We start from the raw sequence: 12771 nt of genomic DNA on the forward strand, positions 1-12771 counted from the left end.
CCGTCTCCTAAGCCGATCCACAGACAAGGACTGATTCGTTAAATCCTTCCTTATTTGGCCCAAACAAAAAAATTATATCCCCGATTCGCCCGAGATTCCGCTTTTTCCCTCCCCCGACCCAAGTTTGAGACGCAGCATGATACGGGAGTGAGGTCTTTACGTGAGCAGATTAGCAAACTCCGTGAAAGCGACCCCAGACACGGGGCGGTGCACAGGGATGTGCACCGCCGCCATAGCGCCATGGATGGCGCTTATGGCACGATAATCTCCAGTGGAGATTATCGCCGGAGGCGGATTCTTCAAAAAATACTATCGCCGGAGGATGAACCCCGCTCCCCAAAGCAAAAGCTTGAACGGTAGTTTGCTCTGCGAACGTATGACCGAGCGACGTATCATGCAAGTCTCTCATTCAACCGTACCGAAAGCAGCTTAGAAACCCCGCTCTCCTCCATAGTAATCCCATACAAAATGTCCGCCGATTCCATAGTCCCTTTTCTATGCGAAATAACCACAAATTGCGTTGAGTCAGATAAGCGATGAAGATACTGGGCAAACCTCTGTACATTAGCATCGTCGAGAGAGGCTTCAATTTCATCTAAAATGCAAAAAGGACTGGGTTTTACGCGCAAGAGGGCGAAAAGGAGAGCTATTGCTGTTAAAGCCCGTTCCCCCCCGGAAAGCAGCGAAAGCAGCTGAGGTTTTTTACCGGGCGGCTGGGCGATAATCTCCACACCCGTTTCTAATAATTTATCAGGTTCAACTAAAGACAGTTCGGCATTGCCGCCAATGAAAAGCTCCTTAAAGACTTCTTGAAAGGCCGAGTTCACGGCATTAAAACTTTCTAAAAAGCGGACACTCATAGTTTCATCAAGCTCATCAATTAATTGACGCAGTGTCTGATCAGCTTCAACTAAATCCTTTTGCTGAGCCAGCATAAATTCCTTTCGTTCACGCAGCTTAGGAAATTCTTCAATAGCCGCCTGATTAATCGGGCCAAGTTCCTCAATGCGCCGTTTTAATTCTTGAACTCTTTTCCCAATAGCTGTCCTCTCTTCTTGGGTAAGATAAGTCACAGCTTCTTCCCATTGAAGGGAAAACTCCTCTTCAAGACGGGTTAGCCCTGTTTGGCACTCTGTCTCCCAGCGAACAATCCGAAGGTCATTGGCATGTAAACGTTGTTCATTTGTGTGGACTTTTTGACTTTGAGCATGCATTTCTTGTTCTAGTGCCTGGGCTCGAGCTAATAGGTCTTCCTTCTCCTGTCTTAGCTTCATCAGAGAGTATTGCAAAGACTCCTGAGCCTTGCCATGGCTTTCCAGACTCTCGTTCAATTCCAGTTGTTCTTTGTCGACCGTCTCAAGGTTATGCTGGAAGGTAAAGAAGTTATGTTTTTTCTGTTTAAGACTTTGTTCACTTTCTCTGTAAGTTTCTTTTTCCTGTCCAATTTGCTCTGAGCACTGGGCCAGTTCTTGCTCCCACTTAGCTAAGCGTACCTTTTCCTGGGTCAACAGCTCCCTGCCTTGATTGAGTTCGTCGGCAGCTGTTTGTGCTTCTTGTTCTCGTTGATTAAATTCTGCGCGTATCCTGCGGGAATTATTTTCTGCTTTTTCAAATTGCTCCGTACTCTTTTGCAAATTCAGAGTTATTTCGTCAATCTCCCGCAGGGTTCCCTGTTTACGCTGATCTAACCCACTCAAATCGTTACCGATGCGCCGTATCTGGCCTAAGGAATTGTCATTGGCCGTTTTAAGGATGACCTGACGTTCTTTTTCCCAACGCTGCTTCTGAATTAAGGTTTCCAGATTTTCTTGAAGCTCTCTTTCTTGACTTTCCAGCCTCAGAGATTCCTGTTCTTTTTCCTTATAGTTTTTTTCCAATTGACTTAATTCAGAGCGCAGTGTTTCTATCTCACGCGAACGCCCCAGCAGATTTCCGCCTTTGCGATGAATGCTGCCGCCAGATAAGGAACCTCCCGGGTGTACTTGGTCTCCTTCTAAAGTAACAATTCGCAGCTTATACCCGGACATTCGTGCGATCCGTGTTGCAGCATCCATATCTGTGACAACCACGATACGGCCCAACAGAAATTCAATAGCCTTTTGGTATTTGGGATCATATCCTACCAAATCTACGGCAATTCCAATAAATCCGGGATCATTTTCCACAGTTCTAGCGACACTCATCCTGTTGCCTTGAATTACATCCAAAGGCAAGAAGGTAACTCTTCCCAGCTGATGGGCTTTTAAATATCCTATCGCGGTTTTAGCAGCTTGTTCATTTTCAGCGACGACATTTTGCAGGCCCGCTCCGAGAGCTGTTTCTATGGCGACTTCATGGTTCTCCTGCACAGAAATCAAATCGGCCACAGTACCGCAGAGCCCAGAACCTTCGCGAATTCCTTTTTTCTTCGCAAGCATCACCTCTCGGACCCCGCGTTGATATCCCTCCAGGGAATCCTCCAAACTTTGTAAGGCATGTAACCGAGCGCGAGTTTGATCCATTCTTGTGCGCTGATGCTGCAATTCGCTAGTTTTAGCTTGGCGTAATCCTTTTAGCTTTTCCAACTCCGACTGAAGTTGGACTTTTTCCCGCTGATAAGCTTCTGCTTGCTCCTGCAAACGGAAAAGTTCCTGTTCTTGGGCTTCCGCTTCCTCCGTCATGCTTCGGAGTTCCTGTTCCTTATGGGCTTGCTCACGTTGTAGTTGCAGAAGCTGCTGCTCCAGTGAGGCTAGGGAATGTCTCATACCCGTAAGAGCATTCGAACAATTCGCTTGTTCTGTCATCGCTTCAAAGAGATCAGCTTTTAAGCGGTCGATATCTTCTCTCAGTTCATGGTCCCGGGCATTTGCTAATTTAGACTCATGTTCAGCAACCCTTTGACGGGATTCCTCTACCGTTAAGCTTAGAACTGCTTGTTTTGCCGTCAAGGTTTGCTGACGCTGTTCTAATTGCCGAAGTTTATCTTCACCCTCGTTCATCTCCTGGGCTAAACGTTCAATTTGTTCCTTAAAATTATTTGCTCGTTCCAAACGTAAACTCTGCTCATGTTTTACAGAATTATAGGCCTGTTCAGCCTGGAAAGCCTCTGCTTGTTTGGCCTGAATTTCTTCATCCATCGTTTTGAGCTTAATTTTTTGCTGCAGATCTTGGCTTTCTATTTGACTTAAAAGAGTCTGAGCTTCTATTAAGCCGTGTTTCATTGTATCAGAATCCTGCGTTGCTGCCGCCAACTTCTGTTTGACATCGGCAACATCTAAAACGACAGCTTGAATTTCCAGGGATTTTTGTTCAGCCATTAGGGAAAGGCTTTCTTCGGCCACTTGGGCTTGGGCAGCCAGAGGAGTCAATTGTCCCTCAATCTCTTGGATTATATCCTCAAGACGTTGGAGATTAGTGGTTGTAGCATCAAGGCGTTTTAAAGCTTCGCGCTTCCGATAACGGTATTTTGTAATCCCAGCCGTTTCTTCAATCAATGATCGACGTTCTTCCGACTTAAGATTTAAAATTTCCTCAACCCGCCCCTGCCCAATGATCGAAAATCCTTCCTTGCCAGCCCCGGTATCCATAAATAACTCTTGAATATCCTTCAGGCGGCATGACGCTTTGTTAATCAAATATTGTCCTTCGCCATCGCGATAAACTCGACGGGTTACGGTAACTTCGCGAAAGTCCAAAGGAAACATTCCTGTTTCATTATCAAAAATCAGAGAAACTTCGGCCATACCTACAGGTTTGCGCTTCGTGCTTCCGGCAAAAATCACATCTTCCATTTTGGAGCCTCTCAGGCTCTTGGCACTCTGCTCCCCCAAAACCCAACGCACGGCATCCGCAACATTACTTTTACCGCTTCCATTGGGCCCTACGATAACACTAAGGCCATGACCAAGCTCTAATTTAACGCGATCAGCAAACGATTTAAATCCTTGAATATGAATTTCCTTCAAGAATACGGGGAAATTCTCAGGACTCATCGCTTTCTTTCCCCCAGTTCTCTAAGACCTGCTGGGCAGCGTGCTGTTCTGCTTCCTTCTTTGTCCGACCGATTCCTTTACCCATCAGCTTTCCTCGCAGAAAAACCCCTGCTGTAAAGGATTTATTATGATCAGGACCTTCTTCAATCAAAATTTGATAACTCACTTCAATTTCTTGGTGCTGGGCCTTCTCTTGCAGCATTGTTTTATAGTCGCCATAATTTCCTTGAGCAACGTCGTCAATGGCGGGTTTAAGCATTTCTAAAATAACTCGCCTTGACTCTTGAAAACCATATTGCAAATATATCGCGCCGATAACAGCCTCCCAGGCATCAGCTAAAATTGAAGGCCTTTCTCGCCCGCCTGAGACTTGTTCTCCTTTGCCAAGTAAGAGTTCCTGCCCCAAACTAATCTCATGGGCCTTACGGGCTAAAGTTGTTTCATTGACAACAGCAGCCCTCATTTTAGTGAGTTCTCCTTCCGGACGATCAGGATAATTAAGATACAGATACTCAGCAACGACAAAATCCAAAATTGCATCTCCTAAAAACTCCAGGCGCTGGTTATTTTCTCTGCCCGACTGGGGATTTTCAAAGACATAGGAAGGATGAGTCAAAGCAGTAATAAAGAGTCGATTGGGAGGAGCATCCAATCCCAATCGCTTTGCCAAATTAAGTCCCAGGTCCTGTTTGCTGGAGATAAATCCATAACGTTTCCGTCCCGATTTCCCATCTGACTTTGCAGAGACAGGCATCGAGCTGTGGTTCTTTTGTCCCATTTCTCAAGATCTCCTTACCCTGTTATTCGGAAAATTTCTTCAAGATAATGGTGGCATTATGTCCCCCAAACCCTAAAGAATTGGACATTGATACCTTCACCTCCTGATACCGTGCTTGATTAGGAACATAATCCAAATCACATTCCGGGTCTGGCTCTCCATAATTCGCCGTAGGCGGAATTACACCGCGCTCAATAGCTAAAGTACAAATAATCGCTTCGATAGCTCCGGCGGCTCCCATTAAATGTCCTGTCATGGACTTCGTCGAACTAATTGCTAATTTTGAAGCAGCATCTCCAAAGACCGTTTTGATTGCCGCCGTTTCAGTTGAATCATTGGGCCCCGTTCCGGTCCCATGAGCGTTAATATAATCCACCTCGTTAACGTTCAGGCCTGCATCATCAATCGCCATCTGCATTGCCCGAGCCGCGCCGGCACCGCCGGGAACGGGTGTTGTAATATGATAGGCATCAGACGTGCTGCCATAACCTGCAAGTTCAGCATAAATCCGGGCGCCGCGAGCCTTGGCATGCTCTAAGGATTCTAAAACCAAAACCCCTGCTCCCTCACCCATGACAAAACCGCTGCGCCGCTTATCAAAAGGACGACAGGCCTGCTCAGGGTTTTCCTTTTCTGTTGACATTGCTTTCATGGAACAAAATCCGGCATAGGCCAGAGCCGTTAAGGGAGCTTCTGTCCCTCCACATAAGATAACATCGGCATCTCCGCGCTGAATTAAGCGCAGGGCCTCTCCCACCGCATTTGTTGATGAAGCACAAGCCGTCACAATCGTCATGCTGGAACCTTTTAAGCCAAATTCAATCGACAAATGCCCAGCGGCCATATTGCCAATCAACATGGGAACAAAAAAAGGACTAATTCGGTTGCTGCCCCGGTTCATCAACACCTCTTTCTGTTCTTCAAAGGTAATGACTCCGCCGATCCCGCATCCCATCACGGCACCAGCCCGTTCTTTATTAACGTTCTCAAAATCAAGACCGGAATCTTGTACAGCAAGTTTGGCAGCCGCAATAGCAAATTGGGCAAAGCGGTCCATATGCCGGCTTTCTTTCTTATCGATCCACTCCGTGGGTTCAAAATTCTTAACTTCTCCCGCAACCTTCGTCGATAAGTTCGACGTATCAAAACGAGTTAATAACCCGATTCCTGACTTGCCTCCAATCAAGTTATTCCAAAATTCCTCAAGTTGATTGCCAACAGGAGAGATGACACCCATCCCTGTGATTACCGCACGATGCTTCAAATCTCTTCCTCCTTAAGCCTTTTCTATTCCTTCTTTTATATCCTCAAAAATTTCATGAACCGATTTGACCTCATTGATTTTATGAACCTTGGCACCGGAAAAAATTAAGCCGTCATGAACATCGCCCTCTTGAGCCCTGATCAGGCGGTGCATGATACAAAAGTTACCCTCGCAATGTTTAAGACACATGGCGCATCCCTTAGACTTGACATCGTCATGAGCCTCCAGGGCCTTTGTAAAAGGATTTCTTATTCCCCTTCCCGGCAAACCCACTGGACTATGAATAATAACAATGTCCTCTTCCTTAGCCTTAATCATTTCGTTTTTCCATTCTTCAGCAGCGCTGCTCTCTTCGCTGACTGCGAAACGGGTTCCCATCTGCACGCCATCCGCGCCGGATTTCAGCATTTCTGCCACACCTTGGCCGTCAGTGACTCCTCCGGCACCTATTACCGGGATATTTACCGCCGCAATAACTTCCGGCAGGATGTCATGGATAGAACGATCTGTGCCGAGATGACCGCCCGCTTCTGTTCCTTCCACGATAACAGCAGCGGCACCCAGCTTTTCGGATAACTTAGCAAGTTTAGCTGTCGAAACAATCGGTACTACGGGGATACCCTTTTCCTTCCCCCAGGAAAACATATCTCTTGAGAATCCTGCTCCAGAGACCAAAAGGTCTATTTTCTCTTCAAAAGCAGCGTGCACCAACTGGGCAAATTCTCGAACCGCAAACATAATATTAACTCCAATAATCCCTTTTGTTCGCCGACGAGCTTCACGAATTTCTGCAATCAATTCTTCTACAGACAAGCCACTGCCCGCAATCAGGCCAATTCCGCCTTCTTCAGCCACTGCGGCTGCCAGGGGAGCCATTGATATTCGAACAGCCATCCCTCCCTGGATGATGGGAATTTTGGCTACCAAATCTGCAATATGAAGTTCGGGTATTTTCACTAATGTTTCCTCCCGTCAGAGTTATACCCCATACTTAATAATTATTGTAAAACCTAATTTATTTAAATTTTCTCTGAAGTATTAATATTTCAGAGAAAAGCAAACTCTTTAACAGAAAGCCCCGCAACTGTGTACGGGACTTTTGTGATTATTTGTTTTCCTTGATGTAATTGACTGCATCCCCGACTGTCCGGATTTTTTCAGCTTCTTCATCCGGAATATCCATATCGAAGGCCTCTTCCAGAGCCATAATCAATTCAACGATATCCAAAGAATCTGCATTCAGCTCTTCAAAGGAGGTCTCCTGGGTAACCGTTGCTTCGTCGACCCCAAGCTGCTCGACGACGATGGCTTTAACTTGTTCGAAAACTCCCATGGTGTTTCTTCACCTCCTCTCGCTGATAAACATCACTCATTTACAATTACATTTCCATACCACCGTCAACACATAAGACTTGACCTGTTATGTAAGCCGATTCCGGTGATGCTAAGAATCGGACAACTTTGGCAACATCTTCCGGCTTACCGATATGACCCAAAGGTATTTTTTGCAAAATGTCATGTTGCACCCCTTCAGGTAATGTTTCCGTCATATCCGTACTAATATACCCCGGCGCAACAACATTGACCCTTATTCCCCGGGTAGCAAACTCTTTAGCCGTGGCCTTAGACAAACCAATGATTCCGGCCTTTGCAGCTGCATAATTAGCCTGACTGGCATTACCGGATAAACCGACTACTGAAGAAATATTCACAATGACCCCCGACCGTTGTTTGAGCATCCCTTTGCTGACGGCCTTCGTACATAAAAAAACCCCCTTGAGATTCGTTGCCAAGACTGCATCCCAATCCGCTTCTTTCATACGCAGCAGCAAACCATCCCGAGTAATCCCTGCATTATTGACAAGAATGTCAATTTTTCCAAAATGCTCGAGAGCCATTTGAATTAAGTGATCCACTTCAGCTGCTTGGCTGACGTCTGCCTGAACAGCTATGCTTTCTCCTCCTGCCTGGCGGATTAAGGAAACGGTCTCCTCCGCCTTATCAGAACGGCCCGCATAATTGACAACAACCTTGACGCCCGCAGCGGCCAATTCAAGGGCGATGGCGCGTCCAATTCCCCGACCGCCCCCAGTAACGATAGCTACGCTTTCATTCAGCACCATTTTAACGACTCTCCTTCAAATATGCAAGTGACTTTTCTAAGCTCTCCTTATCCTCAACGCGGAGAAGGTTGACCCCCGGGGCAATTTTCTTGATCAGCCCGGTTAAAACCTTGCCGGGACCACACTCAATAAATGTGTCAACACCTGAATCAACAAGATAGCGCACAGACTGTTCCCATCTCACGGGTCCGCTGACCTGGTCAACCAAGGATTGCACAGTACGCTCTGCAGAAGCGACCTCTCCGGCATCAATATTAGCAATAATCGGACAGCTTGGAGTGGCCCAATGAACCTGTTCTAAAACTGAAAGAAGTTCTTCTCCTGCCTTCCTCATTAACCTCGAGTGAAAGGGTCCGCTCACGGCAAGAGGTACAGCTCTTTTAGCTCCCAGTTCCTTGGCAATCTCCATGGCCCGGGTCACCGCCGGCAGCTCTCCGGAAATCACCACTTGCCCAGGACAATTGAAATTCGCCGGAGCAACAACACCCAGCTCCGCTCCTCGTTGACAAGCTTCTTCCACCTTTTCTGCCGCCAACCCCAAAATAGCAGCCATCCCGCCTCCTGCAGGAACAGCCTTCTGCATCAGTTCTCCCCGCCGTCTCACAACGTTTAGGGCCTCTGCCAAAGTTAGACTGCCTGCAGCGACATGAGCTGAATATTCACCCAGGCTATGCCCTGCCACATAATCAGGCTTAATACCAGCCTCTTGAAGCTGAAGCCAAGCAGCAATACTCACAAGAAGAATTGCCGGCTGAGTGTTTGCCGTTTGCTGAAGCTCTTCTTCAGGGCCCTTTTCCAAAAGTTCTAAGAACGATGTTCCCAGGACCTCCCGGGCTGTCTCGTAAGCCCCTTTCCCGCTTGCTGTTTGCAACAATTCCTTTCCCATGCCAACATATTGAGAGCCCTGGCCCGGGAAGACAACTGCTAGTTTATTCAACCTCAGTCTCCCTTCTTTCCAAGCAAAGTCGTTAGACGTGAATATTCTTTTTCTGCTGATTGCATGATATCTTGAACAATCATGGCAGCGGGTTCAATTTGCTTTACCGCTCCGGCAATCTGCCCAGCCATGATTGAACCGTTCTCAACGTCTCCTTCAACCATTGCCAGGCGGAGTTTTCCCTGACCAAGCTTTTCGAGCTCAGCCCCTGCCATGCCTTCTTTCTCATACTGTTCAAATTCTCGTGTAAACCGATTATCTAAGCAGCGCACCGGGTGTCCCGTTGACCTCCCGGTCACAACTGTCGAACGATCCTTAGCTTTTATAATTTTTTCTTTTACAAGAGGAGAGATCGTACACTCTTGAGCACACATAAAGCGAGTCCCCATTTGTACCCCTTCTGCGCCGAGAGCCATGGCCGCGACGAGTCCCCGTCCGTCTAAAATCCCGCCTGCCGCTATGACTGGTATATCTACCACATCCACAATTTGCGGAATCAAAGGAAAGGTTCCAATTTCCCCAATATGTCCACCGGACTCCATGCCTTCGGCAATAAGTGCGTCAACTCCGACCTTTTCCAAACGTTTGGCTAAGGCTACCGAAGCAACGACTGGGATCACCTTCGTGCCAACTTCTTTGAGTTCAGGAACATATTTTCCAGGATTACCTGCTCCGGTCGTGATGACGGGAACACGCTCTTCGAGAATCACCTGCATGACTTCATCTACAAACGGTGACATTAGCATGACATTAACGCCAAAAGGTTTTGTCGTAATTCTCTTGACTTTGCTGATCTCCACGCGCAGCCAATCCGCCGGCGCCTGACCCGAGCCAATGATCCCAAGGCCGCCTGCTTCCGAAACTGCTGCCGCTAACTCCCCCGTTGCAACCCAAGCCATTCCCCCTTGAAAAATGGGGTATTCTATGCCTATTAGCTCACAGATTCTTGTTTTAATCATGCTTTTTTCCCACTTTCATCCATTTCAGGACACAGGCCCCCCAAGTCAATCCAGCTCCAAATCCAACCATGACAATCACATCCCCTTCATGGAGACGACCCGCTTTTACCGCTTCATCAAGGGCCACGGGAATGGAAGCCGCCGACATATTACCATACTTGTCCAGATTAACAACCACTTTTTCCGGTGAAATACCCAAACGTTTGACAGATGCATCGACAATTCGAATATTTGCTTGATGGGGCACAAGCAAATCCACATCTTCTTTGGCTAAACCTGCCTTTTCTAGAACACTTACTGAAACATCACCCATGATCCGCACGGCAAATTTATAAACTTCCTTGCCCTCCATCTGAAGCGTGTGTAAATTTTTCTCAACAGTTTCCTTACTAGCCGGATGCATTGACCCGCCGGCAGTCTGGGTTAACAGCTTGCCTCCTGAACCATCAGAGCCCAATTCAAAACTCAGAAAGCCATAGCCTTCCTCCACAGGCTGTAATACGGCTGCTCCTGCACCGTCACCAAAAAGAACGCAGGTGCTGCGATCGGTCCAATTCAGGATTTTACTTAATGTTTCCCCGCCAATGACAAGAACGGTTTTATACATACCGGCGGCAATGAATTGACTGGCCGTCGTTACTCCGTAAATAAAGCCTGTACATCCTGCCTGCACATCAAAAGCCGCGGCATTTTTAGCACCTAAGCGATCAGCGACTAGACATGAAGTTGAAGGAAAAGCATAGTCTCCCGTAACGGTTGCCACAATCACAAGGTCAACCTCTTCCGGGCTTATCTTGGCATCTTCTAACGCTTTTAACCCTGCTTGATAGCATAACTCTGACACCGGCGTATCTTTAGCCGCAATATGCCTTTCACGGATCCCCGTTCGTGTGACGATCCATTCATCATTTGTCTCTACAAGTTTCTCCATATCAGCATTCGTTAAAACCTTTTCCGGAACAAAGGACCCTGTCCCGACAATTCCAACACTTTTCATAGCCGCAGTCCTCTCTATTCATTATTTGAAACACGTTACTTTGGCAAATTACTTTTTATTTGTTCCAGGAGCTGTATCTGCACACATTCCCGAGCAACACGGACTGCATTGAATATCGCCTTGCTTTTCGAGCTTCCATGACAGATAATGCTGATTCCATTGACCCCTAACAGAGGAGCACCACCATATTCAGCATAATCCATCATTTGGGCGATCTCCTTTAAGCCCGGTTTAACCGCTAAAGCTCCTAACTTGCGCAGCGCAGTAGAGGTAATCTTTTCCTTAATCTGCTCAAATAAGGCCCCTGCCAGACCCTCTGCCGTTTTCAACAGCACATTGCCTACAAAACCTTCACAAACAACCACATCGGCCCGGCCGAAAGGCACATCCCGACCTTCAATATTACCCGAGAAATTTAGGGGAGCATTTTTCAGGAGTCCATAAGCTTTTTGGGTTAAATCATTTCCCTTGCCTTCCTCACTGCCGATATTTAACAGCGCGACCCGCGGCTTAGGAATTCCTAAGATTTTTTCAGCATAAACACTCCCCATAAGCCCATACTGGCAAAGTTGTTCCGGGGAAGCGTCCAAGTTAGCTCCCACATCGAGAACTAATTTCCCCCCTTGTGCTGTTGGCAGCACTGTCGCAATTGCAGGACGTTCAATACCCTTGATGCGCCCTAAGCCCAGCAAAGAGGCTGCCATTTGTGCGCCTGTGCTGCCGGCACTGATCAGCGCGTCAGCATCACCTTGCTTTACTAAGCGGGTAGCCACCACAATCGACGAATCCTTCTTCTTGCGCACAGCATTTGCCGGATGTTCACCCATTTCCACCACTTCTGACGCCTCAACCAATGAAAGGTTATCCGGACATGAACCAGACAAGAAGGGTTGGATCCGTTCTTTTTGTCCAACCAGCAGCAGATGTAATTCAGAGTTTGCTTCTGCTGCCCTCAAGGCCCCTTTCACAATCTCTTCGGGAGCATAGTCTCCTCCCATAGCATCTACGGCAATTTTCATCTACTCCATCTCCGTTTCACGTACTTCCCCTCGCTCCTTGGCAAATAGAACCCAATGTCCGCGAAGTACAGCCTCTGTATTAGCTTGCAAAAGGACATCTACCCAATATTTGTCCCCTTTTCGTTTGGTAACCTTGCCTTCTGCTACAACAACTTCCCCTAACTGGACCGGACGAATGTACTTAAGCTCTACACTGCCGGTTAAAGCCATCGGAGCATCCACTAAAGCAATCGCTAAAGAATTAGCCTGAGCAAAGAGATAATGTCCCCGTGCAACTCTTGCTTTCGCCAAAACCATGGTTTCCTCGATTATCATCGTGGAACGGGCCCTTTCCCCGATAATTAATTCCTGAAGCTCTCCTATGACTTCTTGATCATCTAAGGATTTTAACGTTGAATATGCTTCCTGGGCGACTGCCCTGGTCCGTTCTCTCAGTTCAGGAATTCCCAGGACTCCGCGATCTAAACGAATCGTTGAAACACTCACTCTAAAGCGCAGAGCAAGTTCTTCATCCGTAAAAAAAGGATGTTTGCTTAACTCTGCTTCAAGAATTTTGCGACGTTCATCCTTACCATATCGAACCACTGCTATCACCAAATCTTACTTTATATTCCCGATCATCTTAACCAGTGAACGCGTTCAGCTAAAATCTCATTTCGCAATTGTGACCTGGTCACAATTATAAACCATATCTATCTTCATTACAAGAAATTACCCTGTCGA

The 12771-nt window shown here is 47.1% G+C and carries 12 protein-coding genes; all 12 read right to left on the reverse strand.

Going from position 1 to position 12771, the window contains the following annotated elements; all coding sequences use genetic code 11:
• Positions 1–169 precede the first annotated feature (169 nt).
• A complete protein-coding gene (locus B5771_RS23855; RefSeq protein WP_172408251.1) occupies positions 170–400 on the reverse strand; it encodes a hypothetical protein in 231 nt (76 codons plus the stop codon).
• Complete coding sequence (gene smc / locus B5771_RS11350) at positions 393–3971, reverse strand: chromosome segregation protein SMC (RefSeq protein ID WP_088187601.1); 3579 nt, start codon at positions 3969–3971, stop codon at positions 393–395. Before smc ends, B5771_RS23855 begins: the two co-directional genes overlap by 8 nt.
• Positions 3961–4749, reverse strand: a complete 789-nt coding sequence (gene rnc, locus B5771_RS11355; RefSeq protein ID WP_088187602.1) for a ribonuclease III — start codon at positions 4747–4749, stop codon at positions 3961–3963. The genes smc and rnc overlap by 11 nt, the downstream gene beginning before the upstream one ends.
• 22 nt (positions 4750–4771) lie before the next feature.
• Positions 4772–6013 (reverse strand): beta-ketoacyl-ACP synthase II, encoded by a 1242-nt coding sequence (fabF, locus tag B5771_RS11360; protein ID WP_088187603.1) that lies wholly within the window; start codon positions 6011–6013, stop codon positions 4772–4774.
• 12 nt (positions 6014–6025) lie between these two features.
• Entirely contained in the window at positions 6026–6970 is a 945-nt protein-coding gene (locus B5771_RS11365) for a nitronate monooxygenase (protein ID WP_088187604.1), read from the reverse strand.
• A 148-nt stretch (positions 6971–7118) separates the two neighbouring features.
• A complete protein-coding gene (gene acpP / locus B5771_RS11370) occupies positions 7119–7346 on the reverse strand; it encodes an acyl carrier protein (protein ID WP_014828523.1) in 228 nt (75 codons plus the stop codon).
• 46 nt (positions 7347–7392) lie between these two features.
• Positions 7393–8136: a 3-oxoacyl-[acyl-carrier-protein] reductase gene (gene fabG, locus B5771_RS11375; RefSeq protein ID WP_088187605.1), complete on the reverse strand. Its 744-nt coding sequence runs from the start codon at positions 8134–8136 to the stop codon at positions 7393–7395.
• 1 nt (position 8137) lies between these two features.
• Positions 8138–9073 carry an ACP S-malonyltransferase gene (gene fabD / locus B5771_RS11380; RefSeq protein ID WP_088187606.1) on the reverse strand — a complete coding sequence of 312 codons (936 nt, stop codon included), beginning with the start codon at positions 9071–9073 and terminating at the stop codon, positions 8138–8140.
• 2 nt (positions 9074–9075) lie between these two features.
• Positions 9076–10032, reverse strand: a complete 957-nt coding sequence (fabK, locus tag B5771_RS11385) for an enoyl-[acyl-carrier-protein] reductase FabK (protein ID WP_088187607.1) — start codon at positions 10030–10032, stop codon at positions 9076–9078.
• Positions 10025–11029 carry a beta-ketoacyl-ACP synthase III gene (locus B5771_RS11390; RefSeq protein WP_088187608.1) on the reverse strand — a complete coding sequence of 335 codons (1005 nt, stop codon included), beginning with the start codon at positions 11027–11029 and terminating at the stop codon, positions 10025–10027. Before B5771_RS11390 ends, fabK begins: the two co-directional genes overlap by 8 nt.
• A gap of 35 nt (positions 11030–11064) precedes the next feature.
• Positions 11065–12048: a phosphate acyltransferase PlsX gene (gene plsX, locus B5771_RS11395; RefSeq protein ID WP_088187609.1), complete on the reverse strand. Its 984-nt coding sequence runs from the start codon at positions 12046–12048 to the stop codon at positions 11065–11067.
• Positions 12049–12633, reverse strand: a complete 585-nt coding sequence (fapR, locus tag B5771_RS11400) for a transcription factor FapR (protein WP_088187610.1) — start codon at positions 12631–12633, stop codon at positions 12049–12051.
• Between the last annotated feature and the right edge of the window lie 138 nt (positions 12634–12771).

Source organism: Desulfosporosinus sp. FKA (assembly GCF_002196785.1).
In the GTDB taxonomy this organism is placed as follows: domain Bacteria; phylum Bacillota; class Desulfitobacteriia; order Desulfitobacteriales; family Desulfitobacteriaceae; genus Desulfosporosinus; species Desulfosporosinus acididurans.

Bases quoted from the DNA above. Each gene is read 5' to 3' on its own strand.
- acpP (WP_014828523.1), bottom strand. From the start codon at position 7,346: ATGGGAGTTTTCGAACAAGTTAAAGCCATCGTCGTCGAGCAGCTTGGG.
- rnc (WP_088187602.1), bottom strand. From the start codon at position 4,749: ATGGGACAAAAGAACCACAGCTCGATGCCTGTCTCTGCAAAGTCAGAT.
- fabK (WP_088187607.1), bottom strand. From the start codon at position 10,032: ATGATTAAAACAAGAATCTGTGAGCTAATAGGCATAGAATACCCCATT.
- plsX (WP_088187609.1), bottom strand. From the start codon at position 12,048: ATGAAAATTGCCGTAGATGCTATGGGAGGAGACTATGCTCCCGAAGAG.
- fabG (WP_088187605.1), bottom strand. From the start codon at position 8,136: ATGGTGCTGAATGAAAGCGTAGCTATCGTTACTGGGGGCGGTCGGGGA.
- smc (WP_088187601.1), bottom strand. From the start codon at position 3,971: ATGAGTCCTGAGAATTTCCCCGTATTCTTGAAGGAAATTCATATTCAA.
- B5771_RS11390 (WP_088187608.1), bottom strand. From the start codon at position 11,029: ATGAAAAGTGTTGGAATTGTCGGGACAGGGTCCTTTGTTCCGGAAAAG.